Origin of the sequence: Halomonas sp. AOP7-B1-5 (assembly GCF_052353045.1) — a bacterium.
In the GTDB taxonomy this organism is placed as follows: Bacteria; Pseudomonadota; Gammaproteobacteria; order Pseudomonadales; family Halomonadaceae; genus Vreelandella; species Vreelandella colorata.
In genome coordinates, this window is sequence record NZ_JBQTDC010000050.1 from 1 (window position 1) to 20,424 (window position 20,424).

Consider the following 20,424-nt stretch of genomic DNA (forward strand, 5'->3'; position numbering starts at 1 on the left):
CTATCTTCATGGAGTATTTCATCAACTTGATGACTGATTTTACGATCCAACTCGACAATCATGCTGTCGACCAGACCTTTATTAACATTAGGCGCCGCTGTATCACTATTGAGTAATTCAGCGATAAATGCAGCGACTCCCTGCTTTGCCACATCGTAACCTTCATCGGCGGGCGCCATCCGTGTTTGCGCCATCACTTGATCAAGTAGTGATACTTCCGCTTCTGTTTCAACTGCTGCCGCTGTTTGCTTGGCCGTTTTACTCATTGCGTTGTCCCACGTTCGTTATCCAGGAATGAAAAAGCACTTTAATAATCAGTGACATCAGTCACTTTTATTATCAGCTTCAATCAGCTCCAACTCATTCAGCAGTTGCTGGCGTGCTTCATCATTCTCTAAAAGCTTCTGTAGACGATCACGAAACGCCGGAACGTTACCTAACGGCCCTTTTAGCGCCACCAGCGCCTCACGCAGCTCCACTAACTTGCGCAGCTCCGGCACCTGCTTTGCAATGGCATCTGGAGAGAAGTCAGAAAGCGATTTAAATTCCAGATTAACGGCCATATCATTTGGCTCATTGCTTTCTTCCAGGCGGTTAGGCACAGAAGCCTGTAACCCTAAATTCGCCTCGCGCATTACCGATTGGAAATTATTCTTGTCTATCGAGACTGCTTGACGCTCTTCAATAGGCGCATCCTCTTCGCCGCCTTTGAAATCGCCCACAACTAACAGTTTAAGAGGAAGCTCTGTTTCGGCCTGCTGATCACCTGTAGCGGGCACGTACTTAATATTAATGCGCTCTTTTGGCGCGACCGTCCCTTGTTTTGCCATAGTGTCACCTTTAATAAATAGAGCAATTCAATTAGAAATGGTTATCAAGATCGAAAGGAAGAAAACTAATGGAGAGGAAGGGATGTGGCTAGTTGAAACAAACTGGCTAGCAAGCAAATCGCCTTGTCAGCGCAGAACAAAAATACTAACTTAGCCAGCATTTAGAAGACTTTAAGGGATATTCGGCACACTTTTAGCAAAAACAAAAAAGCAAATTTTATTTTGTAAGAAATATCTTACAAAAACTATAGCGAATGTCTTAAGGAAAAAGACCGAAATCACGCACAAAGCTAGCCAAAAAATTAAATGGTTTAACTGCCTCAAGAGAGCATAAGTTAACTTTATGTGCGTTCTAAACCGTTATTAACAGCATATTTAAGTTACTTTTCTAAAATTTTCAAACACAAACCGTTACATTAAAAAGAAAAATTATAGCTTAGCGGTATGGGCAAGCAATTATTTGCCAAGCTAGCAATAACTTGCTCAACATTTGGCAAGCCATTGCCTAATTATAATTAACAAAAACCCAAAGTATAATATAAGCTTTTGAAATTATTATAAATCAATCTCAATGGCATGCTAAATGCCCTTTACTTGACGTCTTATCGACATTCATCACTATTAACGTCAAGGAGCAGACCATGCCAACACCATGTTATATCAGCATCGAAGGCCAGACTCAGGGTAACATCACCTCAGGTGCCTTCACTCCTGATTCTGTCGGCAATATTTACGTCGAAGGTCATGAAGATGAAATGCTGGTTCAAGAATTCAAGCATATTGTAACCGTACCGACTGACCCACAGTCCGGTCAGCCGTCTGGTCAGCGTGCGCACAAGCCATTTGTGTTTACGGTGGCACTGAATAAATCCGTTCCGCTGATGTACAACGCACTCGCGTCAGGCGAAATGCTGCCGAACGTTGCATTAAAGTGGTACCGCACCTCTGTGGAAGGTAAACAAGAGCACTTCTTTACCACGACACTGACGGATGCCACGATTGTTGATATCAACCTGCGCATGCCGCACGCCCAGGATATCAACAAGTCAGAATTCACTCAGCTGATGGATGTTTCTCTGGCCTACCGTAAGATTGATTGGGAACACACCGTCGCGGGCACCTCTGGCTCTGACGATTGGCGCGCACCGATCGAAGGCTAAGCCTTTGTATGACGCTCGCATTAAAAAACCCCTTCCAGTTGGAAGGGGTTTTTCTTGGTCAGTACAAGGCTATCTAGACAAAGCGCCCAAGGCCTACGGCGCTGCGCAGCTTATCCATAGTCATGGCCGCTTCTTCGCGCGCGCGCAAAGCACCTTTTTGCAAGACACTTTCGATATAAGCGGGGTCTTCCATCAGCGCCGCATAGCGCTCGCGTGGCTCAGCCAGGTGTGCATTGAGATATTCAAACACCTGATTTTTGGCATCCCCCCAGCCAATACCCGCGGCATACTGTTCGCGCAGGGCGGCCGTTTCGCTTTCATTGGCAAACGCTGAATAAATCTGGAACAGCGTGCAGGTCTCCGGATCTTTAGGTTCGCCGGGCTCAAGCGAGTTGGTCTTGATTTTACGCACTAGCTTTTGAAGCTTTTTTTCAGGCGAAAACAGCGGGATCGTATTGTTATAGCTTTTGGACATCTTGCGTCCATCCAGCCCCTTCAACACCTCGCCTGTCTCACTTACCACAGCTTCGGGTAGCGTAAAGTACTGCCCTTTATAAAGGTGGTTGAACCGCCCAGCCATATCACGCGCCATTTCGATGTGCTGAATCTGGTCGCGCCCTACCGGCACCTTGTTGGCGTTGAACATCAAAATATCGGCAGCCATCAATACCGGGTAGCCAAACAGGCCCATGGTGACGCCTTTATCAGCATCCTGGTCGCCCGCCTCCTCGTTCTCAGCCACGGCGGCCTTATAGGCATGGGCACGGTTCATTAGCCCCTTGGCGCAGACACAGGAAAGCATCCAGGAGAGCTCTTGAACTTCAATCAAGTCAGACTGGCGGTAAAAGATTGCGTTGTCAGTATCCAGCCCAAGCGCCAGCCAGGTCGCGGCAATTTCCAGGCGTGACTCTTGTACGCGTTTCGGGTCCTGGCATTTAATCAGGGCGTGATAATCCGCCAGAAAATAAAACGACTGCACGTTGGGGTCCTGGCTTGCTTCGATAGCCGGTTTAATCGCACCAACGTAGTTGCCTAAGTGCGGTGTACCGGAGGTTGTAATACCGGTTAGGACACGGGTTTTGGCAGTTTGACTCATGGTGTTTAAGCTCTTGGGCAAATAGCCCTATCATAACGCGCTGATTTACGCGTGGCGAATAGCATTAGCGTAAGCCCGCCAACTGCCATTGAGGTTCAGCGTCAGTCTTATGAAACCTAAGCTGCGTGACGCTTGAGTCATAAGGCGCTTGCCCGCGGCGCCTGGCGGTAATACTCACTCGATCATTGCTGAGTTTTTTAATATCGATTGCGATATCTTCGGCCAGCAGGTCATGTTTGGCGGTATCACCACCCACCGCTAAATGGCTGAGAAATGTCTTAAACACGCCCCTATCTAATAACACATCTTGTTCTTCTGGCTGGAGTCGATATATCTCGCCGGTTCCCAGCGCTTGGGCGCCTGTTGTTATACTGTTTAAGAAAGCGTCCCGTTTGTCTACATGCTGACTATCCGCCAAGGAAGTCAGCAGGCCTTCATCGACCATTTGTGCCTGCACTGAGGCACGAAAATTACCTGCCAAACGCTCATCAATGAGTGCTGACTGCATGCTGGCGACACCGAGTAACAGTGCCGCGGAAAGCATCGCCATTACGACGACTAATGCAGCCCCTTGTTGGTGCTTCATAGGCTAATGTCGGCTGGGTTAATTACCTGGCTTCGCTGCATTACGTGCCATATAAAGGGTGCTTGTTCTGAATCTGCAAACCGCAAGGTTATACGGTACAACCCCGCTACGCCCTGAACATCTTGTTCAAAAAGATTAACGGCATGGCAATCACGGCTGCCTTTATAAAGTCCCTCAATCAATGGCTGGCCATTTCGGCGTAGCGCACAGGTGTTATCGTTAACTAACGATTGGCTAATCTCATAGCGGCTTCCTGCTCCGTGACGAACGTCTCGCGTTAGTGCCTCGGCAGCAAAGATAACGGCTTCCTGTTGACGACTGATCGTCTCCACACGAGTAAAGGTGGTCACCGTGGTTAATAAAAGCTGCCCAGCGCCTAGAATAATAATCGCCCCGATGACCATGGCGACCATGACCTCAACTAGCGTAAAGCCCGCTTGGCGTTTATAGACCACTACGCCCCCTCACTTAACGGTAGTGTAAATACGTAATCAAGGGGCTCTTGCGCCTCTTGTGAAGGCCAGGCGTTAACCACAATGGAGACGGCAAAGTGACAGCTTCCATCAACCACGGTGCGCTCAACGTCACCTGTGGAACCTTCAAGCGGCGCATTCAGGCCTTCAAACCACTGGGCTCGCCAAGCGCTTCTCAGGCTAGCAAGATCAATGCGGCGGCAATTCTGTGTCGTTGCAAGCCGTCCCCAGGCGCTTTCCTGAATATCGACAGCTGCCAGGCTCGCGGCCGAATATTGATAGCCGGTCGAGGCACTTTGCAGCGAGGTTAATTGCATTGCCGCAATCCCCATAAGCCCAAACGCTAAAAGCGCCAAGGCAATCAGTGCCTCAACCAGCGTAAACCCGCGTTCGCGCTGCATTTACCAGCAATCCTTGGGTAAACGTTCTCCTCGGCTATTGAGCGTAATAGCCGTTTCGCAACCATCGTCTTGAAGCGTAGAAGCGCTTAGCAGATAGCCATCCTCCGCCTCCGCTGAAAGTGCCAGAGTATAGTGCTTGCCGGGAGATTGAGAGGGAATGTCACATTCATGATAGGTATATGTGCGGGAGTTGCAGCGTTCCAGCTCAGCGGCTGCCTGCATCAACCCCGCATGCGCATCGGTACGCAGGGAGGCTTGGAGGTGACGGGTATAGATAGGATAGGCCATGGCCGCAATGAGGCTGATAATGCCCATTACCACCACAAGCTCAATAAGCGTAAAACCGCGCTGGCACTTTGGCTTGCCACCAGCGCGTAAAGCATAGAGATAAAACGTCAAATAATGCTCCTGCTCAGGCCACCGCATACACTTTCAGTATGTCGGAAACCGATGCGCAGTGCATTAGCTGCTGACGATTACCTGCTCACGAAGCTCTTTAGGCATGGAGAACGTAATATTCTCTTCCCGGCCAAGCAGCTCTTCAGGCATGGCAGCGCCTAGGGATTGCAGCTTGGCGATAACCCCTTTGACCAGCACTTCCGGAGCGCTTGCGCCAGCTGTAACGCCGATACGACCAACGCTTTCAAGCCAGGCGGCATCAATCTGATCGGCATTATCGATCAGATATGCTGGAGTCCCCATGCGCTCGGAAAGCTCACGTAGGCGGTTGGAGTTTGAGCTATTGGGACTTCCTACAACGAGTACCAAGTCACTGTCGGCGGCAAGCTCGCGCACTGCATCCTGGCGGTTTTGCGTGGCGTAGCAAATATCGTCCTTACGCGGACCGCTGATCTCGGGAAACTTGTCGCGCAAAGCGTCGATGACCTTGGCCGTATCGTCCATCGAAAGCGTCGTTTGCGTCACGAAGGCCAGCTTGGAAGGGTCGTTGACGACCAGATTGGCAACGTCCTGTTCATCTTCCACCAAATAGATATGCCCGCCGTGAGCCGTATCGTAACGTCCCATGGTGCCTTCTACTTCCGGATGGCCCGCATGCCCGATCAGCACGCACTCATGGCCACGCTTGGCGTAGCGCAGCACTTCCAAATGCACCTTTGTAACTAACGGGCAGGTAGCATCAAATACTTTCAGCCCACGCCGGTCGGCATCGGTTTGAACAGCCTGAGAAACACCGTGGGCCGAAAAAATCACGATCACGTCATCCGGCACTTCGTCGAGTTCTTCCACGAAGACAGCCCCACGCTCGCGCAGGGTTTCCACCACAAAGCGGTTATGCACCACTTCATGACGGACATAAATGGGCGGGCCAAACACGTCGAGGGCTCGATTGACGATATCGATAGCGCGATCCACGCCGGCACAAAAACCACGCGGATTGGCCAATTTGATCTGTATGGGCTGTGCTTGCGTCGATTGCATAATAGCGCCTTGATGCGTAAACGCATCGCTAGTGAATAATAAACTAGTGCGTAGTGACGGGCTTAACGTCGAGAATCTCGACTTCAAACGTTAATGTACGCCCTGCCAGCGGATGGTTAAAGTCCACCTCTACGCGATCACCTTCAATGGTTTTGACCACACCAGGCAATTCCGTTCCCGCTTTATCGGCAAACGACATGACCATCCCCAGTTCAGGCTCTTCATCACCGAAATCGGCCCGCTTCAGCGTCTGAATATTCTGTGGATTGTGCTGACCAAACGCATGCTCAGGGGTTATTTGAAACGTCCCGCTTTGGCCCGCGGCCATGCCTTTAATGGGATGCTCAAAGCCTGGCGGCAGATTGCCATCGCCGAACTGGCAGACAGCCGGTGCCTTCTCTTTGGTTGAATCCACCACCGTGCCATCTTCAAGCTTTAAGGTGAAGTGCAGCGTCACTTCCATCCCGTCGTCAATTAGGTAATCGCTCATTACTCTGCTCGCTATTGGGTGACACCGCGGCCGTAGACCTCGTGGGTGAGACCGCGGGTTGATTAAACCACTCTTCGATCAGGTCACAGTCCGATGAGCTTTCTTACGACGTCGCTCACCCATAACTGATTCCCAGATTAATCCGATGGCGCCTAAGACAATACCAATATCCGCCACGTTGAACGCTGGGTAGTACCAGCCGGCCACATGAAACGATAGAAAGTCGACCACGTAGCCATGCACCAGACGGTCATACAGATTACCCAGCGCCCCACCAATGATCAGCGGCAGTGAAATGGCCAGCAGCTTTTCATCCGCCCTGACCCGTGAAAGCCAGATGGTCAGGCCCACGCTTGCCCCTATGGCAATAATGGCGAAAAACCAACGCTGCCAGCCCGGGTGAGTGCCTAGAAAGCTGAACGCCGCCCCGGTGTTATGTATTAACGTCAGATTGAAAAACGGCAGCACTTCCACCGGCTGCAGATACCCCAGCTGACTGCTGGCAATCGCCTTGGTGGCCAGATCCAGCACAATCACAGCGACGGCCAGCCACAACCAGCGCAACGGCTGCCGCATGGGCGGCCGAGTGCTTGTGGAGGCGACAGGTTCAGGCTTAGGCATAGCGACGCACCTCACCCGGGCCATCCGGCAGGTTAAGGATCGAGCGCTCACAGAGCGTGGGGTGTTCAGGATGCGTACCCACGTCTGGGCGACGCTCCCAGCTACGTTCGCACTTATCAAACGTGCTGGCCACAACTGCTACCTTGAGCCCGTCAAGCTCGCTATAGGCGGATGCATCGGCATCCGCAAGCGGCTTGAGGGTCGCTTCCGAAGTAATCAGCACAAAGCGCAGCTCATCGCCCAGGCGTGACAGCAATACATTGAGTTCATCGCTGACATACAGGGTAACTTCGCTATCCAGCGAGCCTTTGATGGCGCCCTCGCTGCGCGCTTCTTCCAAGCGCTTATTCACCGCCTGTTTGACCTCAAGCACAGCTTCCCAGTACTCGCGGCCCATCTCGGCGTCGGCATCAAGGGGAGTCAGGCCGGTATAGTAGGTTTCCAGCAGTACGCTATCGCCACGCTTGCCTGGGATATGCTCGTAGATCTCTTCGGCGGTGAAGGAGAGGATCGGTGCAACCCAGCGAGATAACGCCTCGATGACGTGATAAAGCGCACTCTGACAGCTGCGTCGTGCCAGCGAATCGGGCTGAGTGGTGTACTGACGATCCTTGATGATATCTAGGTAAAAACCGCCCAAATCGCGCGAACAGAAAGTGTGCACCTGCTGGTACACGTCCAGGAAGCGGTACTCTTCATACGCTTTCTGAATGCGCTCCTGCAGCTGCAATGCACGATCGACGACCCAGCGATCCAGAGCGATCATATCGTCAAAGGCCACCATATCGCGCGCTGGGTCAAAACCGGTCAGGTTACCCAGCAGAAAGCGCGACGTGTTGCGAATACGCCGATACACGTCCGCTGTACGCTTGAGGATCTCATCCGACACGGCCATTTCATTGGAGTAATCGGTCGAGGCCACCCACAGACGCAGAATATCCGCGCCCAGCTTGTCCATCACCGACTGCGGCGCAACAACGTTGCCCAGCGACTTGGACTGCTTACGGCCTTGCGAGTCGACAGTAAAACCGTGGGTCAGCAGCTGACGATACGGTGCATGGCCGTCGATTGCCGAGCCGGTCAGCAGCGACGAGTGGAACCAGCCGCGGTGCTGGTCAGAACCTTCCAGATACAGATCAGCCCGCGGGCCGCTTTCATGGCCATGGGGGTGAGAGCCGCGCAGCACATGGCGGTGCGTGGTGCCTGAGTCAAACCAGACATCCAGCGTGTCAGTGATCTTGTCGTACTCGGCGGCTTCAGCACCCAGCAGCTCGGCGGCATCCAGGCTGAACCAGGCATCGATGCCCTGCTCCTGCACGCGCTTGGCGACTTCTTCCATCAGCTCGATGGTGCGCGGATGCAGCTCGCCAGTTTGTTTATGCAGGAAGAACGGAATCGGCACGCCCCAGTTACGCTGGCGCGAAATGCACCAGTCCGGGCGGTTGGCGATCATGCTGTGCAGACGCGCCTGGCCCCAGGCGGGGGTGAACTGAGTTGCTTCGATACCTTCCAGCGCACGCTCACGCAGGGTTTTACCGTCTTTCCCTTGAATATCCATGCCCACGAACCACTGGGCCGTCGCGCGGTAGATGACCGGCGTTTTGTGGCGCCAGCAGTGCATGTAGCTGTGCACAATGGGCTTATGGGCCATCAGCGCACCCACTTCTTCAAGCTTGGCGACGATGTTGGGGTTGGCTTTCCAGATCATCTGGCCGCCAAAGAACGGCAGATCATCAACGTACACGCCGCTGCCCTGTACCGGGTTGAGCATGTCGTCAAAGCTCATGTCGTGGGCGCGGCAGGTATTGAAGTCATCCAGGCCGTAAGACGGCGCCGAGTGCACGATACCGGTACTGCCCACTTCCGATTCGACATAATCAGCCAGGTAAACAGGTGACAGGCGATCATAGAACGGATGGCGGAAGTTGATCAGGTCAAGCTTCTCGCCTTGAGTGGTGGCAATGACCTCACCTTGTAAACCAAAGCGCTCAAGGCAGCTTTCCACCAGCTCTTCGGCAAGCAGCAGCAGGCGCTCGCCGGTATCCACCAGCGCGTAGGTAAATTCGGGGTGAACGTTGAGCGCCTGGTTGGCAGGAATCGTCCAAGGCGTGGTGGTCCAGATCACGACTGCCGCCGGCTTGGGCAGCTCGCTCAGGCCAAACGCAGCGGCAAGCTTGTCGGCATCTTCCACCGGGAAGGCAACATCGATCGCATCTGACTTCTTGTCCTGATACTCGACTTCCGCCTCCGCCAGGGCCGAGCCGCAGTCAAAGCACCAGTTGACCGGCTTCAGGCCTTTGAAGACGTAACCCGCTTCAACCATGTCGGCCAGCGCGCGAATCTCGCCCGCCTCATTGGCGTAGTCCATGGTGCGGTAAGGATGATTCCAGTCGCCAATGATCCCCAGGCGCACGAAGTCAGCCAGCTGCGTTTCGACCTGGGCACCGGCGTATTCACGGCACAGCTCACGGGCTTTTTCAGGCGCCAGGTGTTTGCCGTGCGTGGTTTCTACCTTGTGCTCAATCGGCAGACCATGACAGTCCCAGCCCGGCACGTAAGGGGCGTCAAAGCCCGCCAGGTTTTTCGACTTGACGATAATATCTTTTAAAATCTTATTAACGGCGTGACCAATATGGATACTGCCGTTGGCGTAGGGAGGGCCATCGTGCAGTACAAACAGCGGTGCACCTGCACGCGCTTCGCGCAGGCGCTGGTACAGATTCATATCCTGCCAGCGTGAAACACGCCCCGGCTCCTGCTTGGGCAGCATGCCACGCATGGGAAAGTCGGTTTCAGGCAAGTTTAGCGTGTGCTTATAGTCCATGGTTCGGTCAGCCGTTGTTAGTATCGGCAGCGTCATCCGCCGAAGAAGGATCAGAAGAATTTGTCTTGGAAGCCGTTGTCTTGGAAACCGTTGTATTGGAAACCACTGTATTTGAAATCATGGCCTCACGCCCAAGCGGGGCCGAGGCCAGCGGTAGCGCGGTAGTACGGTCAGTGACTGCCGTCGCAAAGTAGCGATGCGCTTGACCCTGATCGCGCTCAATTTGCGCTTTTAGCGCATCAAAGTTGTCGAATTTCACTTCCCCACGAAGCCGCGCACAGGGAAATACCGTCATGCGCTTGTCGTAGAGGTCACCATCAAAATCAAACAGGTGCACTTCCAGGGTGGGCCGTTTGGAACCCACCGTAGGCCGAAAACCTACGTTGGCGACCCCATAATGGCGCTGGCCGTTTTCAAGCGTCACCCCAACGGCATAGACGCCGCGCAGGGTTAATGGCTGAGGCAACAAGGGCAGATTCGCCGTGGGTACGCCGATAGTGCGGCCCAGCTGCTGGTCACGCACCACACGCCCTTCAAGCGAGTAAGCCCGGCCCAGCAGGCTTGCCGCCACGGCGAAGTTACCGCTGGCAAGCAAGGTACGCACCCGGGAGCTTGAAACACGCTCATTCTCGACCGTAAAGGTTCGGGTATGCTCCACTCCAAAGCCGCGCTCTTCGCCTACCGCCGCCAACAGCGCGAAATCGCCCTGCCGGTCGCAGCCAAAACGAAAGTCATCGCCGACCACCAGATGCTTAACATTCAGCCCTTTGATCAACACCTGATCAATAAATTCACGCCCGGTCAGACTTCTAAGCGCGTTATTGAAAGGCAGGCACAATACCTGCTCAGCGCCGTACTGGCCTAATAGACGCACCTTTTCACGCAGGCGCGTCAAGCGTGGCGGGGCCTGGTCGCCGGCAAAATACTCACGCGGCTGGGGCTCAAACACGACCACCGTTAACGGCACGTTCAGGCGGGCGGCATGTTCACGGCACTGCTGCAAAATCGCCTGATGGCCACGATGCACGCCGTCAAAATTACCAATGGTAGCGACGCAGCCACGTTGTGCCGCCGCCAGATTGTGCAGTCCTCGAATGACGCGCATGGCACCTCAGCCGTTAATAATTTGCCGCTCCCAGGCCTTATCAGGCTTAGGCGAGGCATAAAAACCTCTGATTATAGCGAACCTACGCTAATATATGTCTAACTCTCTACGTTTCAACGTATCGATTTAGCTTTGCATCTTAAAATGCCGCGGCCGCAAACCAAACGCCGCCAGCCAGACAAAGTAAAGCGAACCGCCCAATCCGACCAGGCCACTCACCCAGGCAACCCGCTGCCACAGGCTAAACCCAAGCCATTCCTGCCACCCAGGCGACACTACATAGAGGGCGACCGCCATTAACGCGCTGCCCCCCAGCAGCTGCACCGCATAACGCCCCCAGCCCGGCTGAAACACCAACACACCCTGCTTGTGCAACAAGTACCCCAGCAGACCAGCATTCAAAAATGCCGAAAGCGCGGTGGCTAACGCCAGGCCGGCATGGGCCAGCGGCCAGATCAAAATAAGGTTGAACACCATATTAGCGACCATGGCGATGATACCCACCTTCACCGGCGTTTTGGTGTCCTGGCGGGCAAAAAAACCAGGCGCCAATACCTTGATCAACATAAAGGCTACCAGGCCAAAGGCATAGGCGCGCAGGCTCATCGCCGCCATTTGGATATCGTTATCGGTCATTGCGCCATAGTGAAACAGCGTAATCAACAGAGGTTCCGCCAAGACGGCCAGCGCCAGCGCAGCGGGCAGGCCTAACAGCAGCACCACACGAATCGCCCAGTCGAGCATGGCGGCAAAATGCTCCTTGGACTGCGAGGCATGGCGCTTGGAAAGCGCAGGCAAAATGACCGTGCCAATCGCCACGCCAAACACACCCAACGGCAGCTCGACCAGGCGATCAGAGTAATAAAGCCAGGAGACGCTACCCGCGGCAAGCAGCGAAGCCAATACGGTATCCAGCAATAAGTTGATTTGCGATACCGACACTCCAAACAGCGCGGGGGCCATCAGCTTTAAAATACGCTTAACGCCGTCGTGGGCAAAATTTGGCCAGGGCGTGGGCATGAGCCCTAAGCGCATTAAAAACGGCACCTGGAAAACCAACTGGGCAGCCCCGGCAATCAGCACGCCCCACGCTAGTGCCATGGCGGGTTCTTCCATTAGCGGCATTAAAAATAGCGCCGCCCCAATCAGTGAAAGATTGAGCAAAACCGGGGTAAACGCAGGCACCGCAAAGCGGTTCCAGGTATTGAGTACGCTGCCTGAAAATGCCGTGAGCGAAATAAGCAGCAAATACGGGAACGTCAGCCGCAGCATATCGGCCGTCAGCGCGTGCTTGTCAGGGTCGCTACCAAAGCCTGGGGCAAATACCCAGATCAGCCAAGGCGCGCACAGCATCGCAATGGCAGTGATCAGGGCCAGCAACGCCGTTAAACTACCCGCCACTGCGTTTAAAAGCTCGCGGATTTCCTGCTTACTGCGCTGGGTCGAGTATTCGGAAAGCACCGGCACAAAGGCCTGGTTAAAGGCGCCTTCGGCAAACAGACGGCGTAGAAAGTTAGGAATCTTGAAAGCCACAAAAAACGCGTCCGCGCCATCGCCCGCCCCGAGCAGGGTCGCGACCACCACATCGCGCACCAATCCCAATACGCGCGAAAGCATGGTCATGGCACTCACCACCAGCCCTGAGCGCATTAGCCCACGGCGTGGCGGCACATCAAGCGTGGTAGAGGTTTCGTTAGGGGGCGTGCTTTGGGTCATTTTTTGATCCATGGGCGCTGGCAACCAATACCCATCAAGGGGCGCTAGGCTTCGTATGAAAACTGCTTACGCTCGATCATGCTGCGTTAAAAATCGGCTCAAAATACTCATTTACACCCTGTAAACTCCGTTTTTTCGCCGATTTTTGCCTTGCCTGATCTTCGCTCACCGACTTTTCATACAAAGCCAGAATAAAACCATCAGACACAAAAAAACCGGCCGCAGCCGGTTTTTTTATGGCGCCTGCCGGCTTACGCCGCCAGAGCCTTAATACGCTTGTTCAAACGGCTTTTCAGGCGCGCTGCTTTCTTCTTGGAAAGCACGTCCTTATCAGCGATACGGTCAACGACCGGCTGCATTGCCTTGAACTCTTCCATCGCCTTAGCGTGGTCGCCAGTGCCAATCGCTTTGATCACACGCTTGATATAGGTGCGGACCATGCTGCGCTGGCTGGCTTTCAGGACGCGACGAGTCTCGGCCTGGCGGGCGCGCTTGCGTGCTTGCTTGCTGTTCGCCACAGGTATCTCCTTGGAGAATAAAGGTTGCCGCTAATTCGGCAACGGATTAACTATGTATGCGCCGCTGATGTGCTCACTATTAAAGGTGCCCACCACACGACTTCCTTAACAACCAATTGATTTGACGAGCAATTAAGCTAAGTCAAAGTGTGTGACCGGCAGTCAATCTGGCTGCCCGCCCACGGGTCTTGTCTGAGAGGATGGCGTAGTCTATCACGCGTAAAGCGCCCTTGCTAGCGCATTATAAAACGTCCTTCAAGCCTTTTTAGGGCAGCGGCTGGCCTGTCGGGGCAAGTATCTTGCGTAAAAAATGCTGCGTACGCGGGTCTTTAGGCGCGGTGAACAATTCCTCGGGCGGGGCTTGCTCGATGATCTGCCCTTCATCCATAAAAATCACCCGATCCGCCACGTCACGGGCAAACTGCATTTCGTGGGTGACGATAATCATGGTTTGCTGTTCAGTGGCAAGCTGCTTCATCAAGCTCAGTACTTCATCCACCCATTGCGGGTCTAATGAAGAGGTGGGCTCATCAAACAAAATCACATCGGCGTTGGCGGCCATCGCCCGGCCAATGCCAACACGCTGCTGCTGGCCGCCGGAAAGTGCCGCCGGATAAGCATCGGCCTTATCGGCCAGGCCAATACGTTTAAGAATTTCTCTTGCCCGCGCATGGGCTTTTTCCTTGGGCATTTTATCCACGACGATCATGCCCTCACTAATGTTCTGAAGCGCCGTTTTATTGGCGAACAGACCATAGTTCTGAAACACAAACGCCGTACGCCTACGCAGCTTTAAAATGTCGGCGCGGCTGGCCTTTTGCACGTCCACCCGCAAATCACCAACGGTGATACGCCCCGAATCCGGGCGCTCCAGAAAATTAATGCAGCGTAAAAGGGTTGATTTACCTGTGCCTGAAGGGCCGATAATCACAATGATTTCGCCCCGCTCAAGGGTTAAATCGATATCGGCAAACACGCTTTGCTTACCAAAACGCTTGGTGACGGCTTCAAGCGAGATCATCGTTGATACGCCCTATTCAGATAAATTTCCAAGCGACGTTGGCCCCACGAGAGCATTTCCACCACCACCCAGTAAATAACCGCCACGAGCAAAAAGGCTTCCAGGTATAAAAAGCTGCTGGCGGCCTCTTTTTGGGTTGCCCCCATTAGCTCTGTGACGCCCAGCGTAAAGGCCAGCGACGTTGCCTTAATGATATCAATGAAGTAGTTCATCAACGTTGGCGTGGCCACGCGGGTAGCCTGAGGCAGAATAATGCGCCGCATCAGCTGTGGCTGAGTCATGCCGATAGATAGCGCCGCTTCGGTTTGACTACGGTCAATCCCCACGATAGCGGCGCGAATCGATTCGGCCATATACGCAGAAAAGTGCAGCGTCAGCCCCATGACGGCAGCCGTCACGCCGTTGATCGATACCAACGCTTCAACCAGTTGAGGCAACCCGTAATAAAACAGAAAAAGCTGCACTAATAGCGGCGTGCCTCGAAAAAACGAGATAAACAGCAGCGCAAAGCCATTTAAAAGCGGCACGCGGGTAACACGGATCACGGCCAGTAAACAGGCGAGTACCAGCGCCAGCAGCATGGCGATAGTCGCCATTTCAAGAGTAAGCGGCAAGTAGCTTAAAAGGACCGGTAACAGCCCCCACATATATTCCAGGTTTAGCATGTCAGCATCGCTTATAAGCAAACGGCCGTGGATTACCCACGGCCGACGTTACTACAGGGTAGCGTTTATTCCGGTTGCTGCGTGATATCGGCATCAAACCACTTTTCCGATATCTCACGTAACGTGCCGTTATCACGCAGCTCTGTTAACGCTGCATCTACCCGATCACGCTGAGCATTGCCTTCTTCATTGTTACGAAACGGTAGCGCATTCTCGATTACAGTGAAGGGCTTGCCAGCAAGCGCCAGGGGCAATCCGCGCTCTTTAATCACCTGGGTGGCGCTCACGCGATCCATAATAAATGCGTTGATACGCCCAAGCGCTACATCCTGCTCGACGTTTGACTCGTAGGTGCGGATATCAATCTCGGCCGCATTGGGCAGCTCGCGCAGCAACTGCTCATAGTTAGAGCCCAGGTTAACCGCCACCGTTTTACCGGAAAGGTCTTCTACGCCCTCAATAGACTCGTTACCCGCACGAACAACCACCTGCGCGCCGTCATACACATAAGGGGCGGTAAACACGTATTTGGCTTCGCGCTCAGGCGTGATAGTAATCTGGTTGGCAATGGTATCGATGCGCCCGGAATCCAACATGCCGGCTAACCCAGAGAAGCTCGCCGTCACAAACTCAACGTCGTCGCCGGTGATCTCGCCCACCGCGTTCATTACATCGACCTCAAAGCCTTTGAGTTCATCGCGCTCCACGAAGGTAAACGGAAAATAACCACCGGACATCCCTACCTTCAGCGTATCGGCCTGGGCCTGCACAGCAGCAAAACCGCTGGCCAGACTTAATGAAAGTACCGCGACTAATGCGTTTAAACGGCGTGTTCGAGTCATCTGTTGGCATCCTCATCGGCAAAGATCATTTGCCCTATTGATAGGGGTAGCTGGGCAGGCTCTAAAAAGCAGCGGATCAGCTATGCATGCATCATAAACACAAAAAGAATATTAAAAATAGTTTTTATGCATCATGGTTATTAGAGATTGTATAAAAGCGTGTCACGCTATTGCCGACACGCCGGGATAATGCCCTTGATAGCCAAGTGTAGACGCAGATGAATGAACCCGTTAGCGCGGGTAATAAACGGGATTTTAACTGCCGGTGATATTTTTGAAGGTTTTACGTGAGGCTGGCTGGCGCTCTTCATCGAGTATCGAACCGCCGAGCGCGGCAAATTCTTCACTCAATTCGACCAGTTTGCCCAGCTGTACCTTATCGAAGCCGCGTTTGCGCTTGGGCTTTTCAACAATCAGGCTTACTCCGCCCAATACGTTCGCTTCATCTAAAAACATTTCTTCGACTGGCATACTCCCCGGCGGATAAGCGTTGGCTACCCGTATAGGGTTTTGTGGAGTCACACCTGATGCGAGATACACCTGAAGCGTAGCGTCATAATGCGCCTCCCACGCTTGCAGCAGGGCATGGATTTTTTGATTAAGTGTTACGTCAGGCCGATCAAAAATAACGAATAGAGAGTACGATGCGCTAGGCGGAAGCGTGGGCGGAGGAGCGCTATCTAGCTCGGCAGAGGGCGTAGGTTCAGCCGTTACCATGCTTTCTTTTACTGGCGCTGGGCTTGGTTTAGCGCGTGGCGAGACTGCTGGCGTTTTATTCCGCTTACCCGCAACGGTTAGCCAAAAGCTATCCGGCGCGGCTAATCCCAACGCCTCTTTTTTGCAGACAAAGAAATAGCCAACGATCACTAACGTATTAAAGCTTAACCAACCTGCCGCGATGGCTAGGGTCAACGCCAGCGTATGTGCGCTCATTGCTTAAATCCCACTACTTTTTATAAGAGGGTAAGTATTGGCTAGATAAGAAAAAAAGCAATTTTATTAGGCTTATCAATTAGTACAATGAGGTGGGGAAAGGGAAAGTGTGAAAGGTAAAATATCAGTTACGTGTGTCGAAAATTAACAACTAAGAGTCGTCTTTTAGCATCGCCAGCGTATGTTCGCGTTGCCGTTTGATGGATCTATCGAGGATATCGAGAAGACGGTCGTAGTCATCGTGCATGATTTTATCAAGCCCATGCGCTTCTGCTTGATCAATCGTGGTTTGCGTGTCACGGATTACTTTTTCCAGTTCCAGTGCTACGCGTTCATGTTCATCGGGCCGCATAATAGCCTCTAAGCAATATTGATAACCGCTTATTCAGCCTGGTAAACAGCCTGCATGCTACCAGCGCATAAATAAAAACCGGCCCCCTAAGGAGCCGGTTCATTAAGGCAATTGATAAGATGGTTATCTCATCACCGCCAGGGGCTAGCTTAGCCCAGCAGAGACAGAACGTTCTGCGGGATCTGGTTAGCCTGGGCTAATACAGAAGTGCCTGCCTGCTGCAGAATCTGTGCTTTAGTCATGTTGGCAACTTCAACCGCGTAGTCGGCATCCATAATGCGCGAGCGGGCGGCGGAAAGGTGACGATTGGTTTCGTCATGATTTTCAATGATGGCTAATAGCCGGTTATCCAGAGCGCCAAACTCGCTGCGCTTGTTATCCACTTGGGCGATTGCTCGGTCTAATGTCGCCAGTGGATCAGCAGGGTTGCGGATGCGGCGTGCTTCATCTGTCTCACGTATTGTTACCGTGGTCAGGTTGTTATCCACGTTTGTACTCAGTGAACTACGCACTGGGTAATAAAGGATTACGTCACCGTTTCCATTAACGGTTTGCAGCAAATGCTCGCCTTTTTGGTTCAGCACGATGTTGGCTGTTTTCATCGCACCGCTGCCATTTGACAAGGCGTTTAAATTAAACACGTAACCATTTTCAGGCTCAGCTGCCATGACATTTTGATGCGTTGTGCCGTTTAACTCGACATAGTTAACCTGCACATTGGCATTACTCGGCTTAAAATGCACGAACGATGACCCAGCAACAAAAGGCTGGTCGGTGACCGCCCCCATTGGTGTACGCTCACTTACCACGGTGAACGTACTCTCCGAACCACCTGTTTGGCTGGTCACATCAGCGGGATAATACGCATACTGCCCCCCCGCCAACTGCTCTTCGACATAATAAGTGCTATTTAACTGTACTAGAGAGATGCTGCCGCTGTTGCTTTCATCCTGACCATCCAGAGTCAGGCTATAGTCCGCGCTGCCTTTTTGCACTGCTGGCATATAACGTACTTCACTAATGGGGCCTGGCATATCAGCCGGGGCTACATGCGTGTCTTCCAGCACCTGAGCCACCACACTTCGCTGGCTGTTATCCATGATAAGTTCAACGGGCGTATAGTCGCTCCCACGCGCTATCCAATACTCTCCTCCCGAACGTACGATATCCGCGCTACCTAACGGCCAACTATTGCCGTCCAAGTCGACAGCGCTTCGGGAGTATATAACTTCACCTAATGTGCGTTCAGTCACTGCCTCTCGAACATTAATCGTTACGTCGTTATTGCGGGTATCCGTATCGTGTGATGCGCTAATCGATACATTTTTAAGCTGCCCGCCATCGCCACCTAGCTGGATAACATCGCGGTTATTGAAGCGCACTAAATGTGGTTCGTTATCAGCAGGCACATAAGCAACGCGTGAATACTCCGCATCGTCGATAGGAATACGCGCCGAGCGGCCCGGCAGTGTGTCAGTATGCGTGATGGTGCCGGGTTCGCCCTGAAAGGTAAAATCCTTAAGCCCCAGTGTTTGCACACTAAAGCCGGGGGCGCCTAAATTAACGTTCAGGGTTTCGCCATCGTTGGCGCCTACTTGCAGGGAAAGATGCCCCGCTGTGCCATCCAGAAGCGGAATGCCGTTATATTCGGCAACCTGGTTCAAGCGCTCGATTTCCTTCAGGTTGAGATTAATCTCCGCCTGGATACGGTCGCCCATTTCGCCGTTATAAATTTCACTCAATCCCTGCACAGTAAGCTCACGGATACGCTGCAACTTACCGTTCACCGCCTCCAGCACGCCTTGTGCGGTTTGCGACAACGATATGCCATCGTTGGCATTACGCATCGCCATGCCGCGCCCGCTAATCTGGCTGGTCATGCGGTTAGCAATTGCCTGGCCTGCGGCATCATCCTTAGCGCCGTTGATACGCAAGCCGGATGAAAGGCGCTCCATGGATGTCGCCAGCGCAGACTGATTACGCTTCAGGTTCGCCTGGCCGTTCATAGATGGCAAATTGGTATGGATCGACGCCATTCGTGGGCCTGTTTTTAAAATATAATGACTTAGCTATCGGCCTGACTTGAAAAACCTTTAACGAAATATTACAGAGAGGTTTCTTGACAGATGCATATAAACACCATAATAAAAATGGCTCCATCAAGGAGCCAGTTCATTATACCTACTGATAAAACGCTTGCTTTATCTTGACCAAGCCTGAAATCAACCAGCAAAGGCAGAATAGCATGCAGGATCTGACTAGCTTGGAGCAGTGCAGAGGCACCAACCCAGGATAGAACCCGAGCGCGAATCGTGTGATTTTCTAAACAGCTGAATCGTCGATCATCTTCACTGGCTTGGCAGGACGTCCCGCTACGATCGTATTTGGAGGAACATCTCCAGTCACAAGACTGCCAGCAGCGACAACCGAGTTTTCACCAATAACCGCTGGGCCCAATACTGTAACACCAGATCCAAGCCAAACCCCTTGCTTAATCACGATATCCCTTCCATGAGCAGGTACGGCATGCAGCCTTTCCATACCTATCTTTTGGTAATCATGGGTACCGGTTAGAAGCATGCAGCGGTGGCCAAAGAAGCAGTCTTTTTCAATTGTAATATGGCCAGAACGCGTATTCAGCAATAGGTCATTTAACGGTATCGTAATGTTTTCTAAATGCAATCGACTGCGATCTCCCCACACTTTCATTTGCCGTAGTTCAGTTTCTGCCAAGTACGGACTCAACAGCTTTGCCAGTACCTGCAAGTCAGCTTTACTAGCGGTTCTTAGTAATGTCAGAAACTGCGTTTCCTGTTTCATTTATTCAATCCACTGAAATTGCGTTAATTTTTTTACCGACCATCTTCTTAAAAAATTCTTTTTTAGCAAAATTTTCTTCAGCCATTAATAAACGGTAGGCTAAATCGTAACTTCCGTATGCCTTACTTAAGATAAACGCCATTTTCTTACGCTGCTCTACAGAAACTGATGCTATCTCACTAATATCTTTCACATAAACTGCATCCGCAGTTGTCAATTGATTGATACCCTGATGAATTCCACCATTGATTTTCATCGGCGCATACAGGCGCCTTCTTTGCTCCAAAAGCGTGTGCAGCATAAAGCCATTTGCGCGCATCCATTGGTCAATCTCAGCGAAAAGAGGCTGATTTTCATAAAGCTGTATGAAATTTACTTCAGTTTGAATAACCAATGCATTTTTTAGCTTATTTTCAGCATTTTTGAAAACATTTAATTCGCCGCCTTGAATATCAATTTTTAACCAATCGATATTTTGAATTTGAGCGACATCATCCAGACGGACAGTATCGATTTCTTCGATCGATTTAG

At 52.4% G+C, this 20,424-nt stretch carries 22 protein-coding genes and 1 pseudogene; 1 reads left to right on the forward strand and 22 read right to left on the reverse strand.

The window, feature by feature from the left end; all coding sequences use genetic code 11:
• Positions 1–266, reverse strand: a pseudogene (locus ACT3XD_RS17540) (type VI secretion system contractile sheath large subunit); the annotation flags it as partial.
• A gap of 57 nt (positions 267–323) precedes the next feature.
• A complete protein-coding gene (gene tssB, locus ACT3XD_RS17545; RefSeq protein ID WP_192539512.1) occupies positions 324–830 on the reverse strand; it encodes a type VI secretion system contractile sheath small subunit in 507 nt (168 codons plus the stop codon).
• A gap of 641 nt (positions 831–1,471) precedes the next feature.
• Here tssB and ACT3XD_RS17550 point away from each other — a divergent pair.
• The gene (locus ACT3XD_RS17550) at positions 1,472–1,990 is read left to right on the forward strand and encodes an Hcp family type VI secretion system effector (RefSeq protein WP_192539513.1); all 519 of its coding nucleotides are present in this window, start codon (positions 1,472–1,474) and stop codon (positions 1,988–1,990) included.
• 73 nt (positions 1,991–2,063) lie between these two features.
• Here the strand turns inward: ACT3XD_RS17550 and ACT3XD_RS17555 are convergent, their stop codons facing one another.
• The 20 genes from ACT3XD_RS17555 to ACT3XD_RS17650 form a co-directional block, all read right to left on the reverse strand.
• The gene (locus tag ACT3XD_RS17555) at positions 2,064–3,086 is read right to left on the reverse strand and encodes a tryptophan--tRNA ligase (protein ID WP_192539514.1); all 1,023 of its coding nucleotides are present in this window, start codon (positions 3,084–3,086) and stop codon (positions 2,064–2,066) included.
• A gap of 64 nt (positions 3,087–3,150) precedes the next feature.
• Entirely contained in the window at positions 3,151–3,672 is a 522-nt protein-coding gene (locus tag ACT3XD_RS17560; protein ID WP_192539515.1) for a pilus assembly PilX family protein, read from the reverse strand.
• A complete protein-coding gene (locus ACT3XD_RS17565; protein ID WP_192539516.1) occupies positions 3,669–4,127 on the reverse strand; it encodes a PilW family protein in 459 nt (152 codons plus the stop codon). Before ACT3XD_RS17565 ends, ACT3XD_RS17560 begins: the two co-directional genes overlap by 4 nt.
• Positions 4,127–4,546: a type IV pilus modification PilV family protein gene (locus tag ACT3XD_RS17570; RefSeq protein WP_192539517.1), complete on the reverse strand. Its 420-nt coding sequence runs from the start codon at positions 4,544–4,546 to the stop codon at positions 4,127–4,129. The genes ACT3XD_RS17565 and ACT3XD_RS17570 overlap by 1 nt, the downstream gene beginning before the upstream one ends.
• A complete protein-coding gene (locus tag ACT3XD_RS17575; RefSeq protein WP_192539518.1) occupies positions 4,547–4,945 on the reverse strand; it encodes a type IV pilin protein in 399 nt (132 codons plus the stop codon). It abuts the gene before it with no gap.
• Between the two features lie 63 nt (positions 4,946–5,008).
• Complete coding sequence (ispH, locus tag ACT3XD_RS17580) at positions 5,009–5,986, reverse strand: 4-hydroxy-3-methylbut-2-enyl diphosphate reductase (RefSeq protein ID WP_192539519.1); 978 nt, start codon at positions 5,984–5,986, stop codon at positions 5,009–5,011.
• A gap of 43 nt (positions 5,987–6,029) precedes the next feature.
• Positions 6,030–6,476 (reverse strand): FKBP-type peptidyl-prolyl cis-trans isomerase, encoded by a 447-nt coding sequence (fkpB, locus tag ACT3XD_RS17585; protein WP_018918965.1) that lies wholly within the window; start codon positions 6,474–6,476, stop codon positions 6,030–6,032.
• Positions 6,477–6,554: 78 nt separating this feature from the next.
• On the reverse strand, positions 6,555–7,097 hold the full coding sequence (gene lspA, locus ACT3XD_RS17590; RefSeq protein ID WP_192539520.1) for a signal peptidase II: 543 nt from the start codon (positions 7,095–7,097) through the stop codon (positions 6,555–6,557).
• On the reverse strand, positions 7,090–9,921 hold the full coding sequence (gene ileS, locus ACT3XD_RS17595) for an isoleucine--tRNA ligase (RefSeq protein ID WP_192539521.1): 2,832 nt from the start codon (positions 9,919–9,921) through the stop codon (positions 7,090–7,092). Before ileS ends, lspA begins: the two co-directional genes overlap by 8 nt.
• Before the next feature lie 7 nt (positions 9,922–9,928).
• On the reverse strand, positions 9,929–11,026 hold the full coding sequence (gene ribF, locus ACT3XD_RS17600; RefSeq protein WP_192539522.1) for a bifunctional riboflavin kinase/FAD synthetase: 1,098 nt from the start codon (positions 11,024–11,026) through the stop codon (positions 9,929–9,931).
• Between the two features lie 126 nt (positions 11,027–11,152).
• Positions 11,153–12,742, reverse strand: coding sequence for a murein biosynthesis integral membrane protein MurJ (murJ, locus tag ACT3XD_RS17605; RefSeq protein WP_192539523.1), 1,590 nt, complete (start codon positions 12,740–12,742; stop codon positions 11,153–11,155).
• A gap of 251 nt (positions 12,743–12,993) precedes the next feature.
• On the reverse strand, positions 12,994–13,260 hold the full coding sequence (rpsT, locus tag ACT3XD_RS17610) for a 30S ribosomal protein S20 (RefSeq protein WP_018918970.1): 267 nt from the start codon (positions 13,258–13,260) through the stop codon (positions 12,994–12,996).
• Positions 13,261–13,525: 265 nt separating this feature from the next.
• On the reverse strand, positions 13,526–14,281 hold the full coding sequence (locus tag ACT3XD_RS17615; RefSeq protein ID WP_018918971.1) for an amino acid ABC transporter ATP-binding protein: 756 nt from the start codon (positions 14,279–14,281) through the stop codon (positions 13,526–13,528).
• Positions 14,278–14,946: an amino acid ABC transporter permease gene (locus ACT3XD_RS17620; protein WP_192539524.1), complete on the reverse strand. Its 669-nt coding sequence runs from the start codon at positions 14,944–14,946 to the stop codon at positions 14,278–14,280. The genes ACT3XD_RS17615 and ACT3XD_RS17620 overlap by 4 nt, the downstream gene beginning before the upstream one ends.
• 65 nt (positions 14,947–15,011) lie before the next feature.
• The gene (locus tag ACT3XD_RS17625; protein WP_192539525.1) at positions 15,012–15,788 is read right to left on the reverse strand and encodes an amino acid ABC transporter substrate-binding protein; all 777 of its coding nucleotides are present in this window, start codon (positions 15,786–15,788) and stop codon (positions 15,012–15,014) included.
• A gap of 255 nt (positions 15,789–16,043) precedes the next feature.
• Complete coding sequence (locus ACT3XD_RS17630) at positions 16,044–16,721, reverse strand: hypothetical protein (RefSeq protein ID WP_192539526.1); 678 nt, start codon at positions 16,719–16,721, stop codon at positions 16,044–16,046.
• Positions 16,722–16,872: 151 nt separating this feature from the next.
• On the reverse strand, positions 16,873–17,073 hold the full coding sequence (locus tag ACT3XD_RS17635; protein WP_192539527.1) for a hypothetical protein: 201 nt from the start codon (positions 17,071–17,073) through the stop codon (positions 16,873–16,875).
• Positions 17,074–17,222: 149 nt separating this feature from the next.
• Positions 17,223–19,109 (reverse strand): flagellin N-terminal helical domain-containing protein, encoded by a 1,887-nt coding sequence (locus ACT3XD_RS17640; RefSeq protein WP_192539528.1) that lies wholly within the window; start codon positions 19,107–19,109, stop codon positions 17,223–17,225.
• A gap of 286 nt (positions 19,110–19,395) precedes the next feature.
• Complete coding sequence (locus ACT3XD_RS17645) at positions 19,396–19,893, reverse strand: acyltransferase (protein ID WP_192539529.1); 498 nt, start codon at positions 19,891–19,893, stop codon at positions 19,396–19,398.
• A 4-nt stretch (positions 19,894–19,897) separates the two neighbouring features.
• A partial coding sequence (locus ACT3XD_RS17650; RefSeq protein ID WP_444280623.1) for an FkbM family methyltransferase occupies positions 19,898–20,424 on the reverse strand: 527 nt, incomplete at its 5' end.

What these genes read in the sequence shown, in the direction of transcription:
- ACT3XD_RS17570 (WP_192539517.1), bottom strand. Translation starts at nt 4,546, where the DNA reads ATGCAGCGCGAACGCGGGTTTACGCTGGTTGAGGCACTGATTGCCTTG.
- ispH (WP_192539519.1), bottom strand. Translation starts at nt 5,986, where the DNA reads ATGCAATCGACGCAAGCACAGCCCATACAGATCAAATTGGCCAATCCG.
- lspA (WP_192539520.1), bottom strand. Translation starts at nt 7,097, where the DNA reads ATGCCTAAGCCTGAACCTGTCGCCTCCACAAGCACTCGGCCGCCCATG.
- fkpB (WP_018918965.1), bottom strand. Translation starts at nt 6,476, where the DNA reads ATGAGCGATTACCTAATTGACGACGGGATGGAAGTGACGCTGCACTTC.
- ACT3XD_RS17635 (WP_192539527.1), bottom strand. Translation starts at nt 17,073, where the DNA reads ATGCGGCCCGATGAACATGAACGCGTAGCACTGGAACTGGAAAAAGTA.
- ACT3XD_RS17625 (WP_192539525.1), bottom strand. Translation starts at nt 15,788, where the DNA reads ATGACTCGAACACGCCGTTTAAACGCATTAGTCGCGGTACTTTCATTA.
- ACT3XD_RS17555 (WP_192539514.1), bottom strand. Translation starts at nt 3,086, where the DNA reads ATGAGTCAAACTGCCAAAACCCGTGTCCTAACCGGTATTACAACCTCC.
- ACT3XD_RS17615 (WP_018918971.1), bottom strand. Translation starts at nt 14,281, where the DNA reads ATGATCTCGCTTGAAGCCGTCACCAAGCGTTTTGGTAAGCAAAGCGTG.
- ACT3XD_RS17645 (WP_192539529.1), bottom strand. Translation starts at nt 19,893, where the DNA reads ATGAAACAGGAAACGCAGTTTCTGACATTACTAAGAACCGCTAGTAAA.
- ACT3XD_RS17560 (WP_192539515.1), bottom strand. Translation starts at nt 3,672, where the DNA reads ATGAAGCACCAACAAGGGGCTGCATTAGTCGTCGTAATGGCGATGCTT.
- ACT3XD_RS17640 (WP_192539528.1), bottom strand. Translation starts at nt 19,109, where the DNA reads ATGGCGTCGATCCATACCAATTTGCCATCTATGAACGGCCAGGCGAAC.
- ileS (WP_192539521.1), bottom strand. Translation starts at nt 9,921, where the DNA reads ATGGACTATAAGCACACGCTAAACTTGCCTGAAACCGACTTTCCCATG.
- ribF (WP_192539522.1), bottom strand. Translation starts at nt 11,026, where the DNA reads ATGCGCGTCATTCGAGGACTGCACAATCTGGCGGCGGCACAACGTGGC.
- ACT3XD_RS17550 (WP_192539513.1), top strand. Translation starts at nt 1,472, where the DNA reads ATGCCAACACCATGTTATATCAGCATCGAAGGCCAGACTCAGGGTAAC.
- ACT3XD_RS17620 (WP_192539524.1), bottom strand. Translation starts at nt 14,946, where the DNA reads ATGCTAAACCTGGAATATATGTGGGGGCTGTTACCGGTCCTTTTAAGC.
- tssB (WP_192539512.1), bottom strand. Translation starts at nt 830, where the DNA reads ATGGCAAAACAAGGGACGGTCGCGCCAAAAGAGCGCATTAATATTAAG.
- ACT3XD_RS17630 (WP_192539526.1), bottom strand. Translation starts at nt 16,721, where the DNA reads ATGAGCGCACATACGCTGGCGTTGACCCTAGCCATCGCGGCAGGTTGG.
- murJ (WP_192539523.1), bottom strand. Translation starts at nt 12,742, where the DNA reads ATGACCCAAAGCACGCCCCCTAACGAAACCTCTACCACGCTTGATGTG.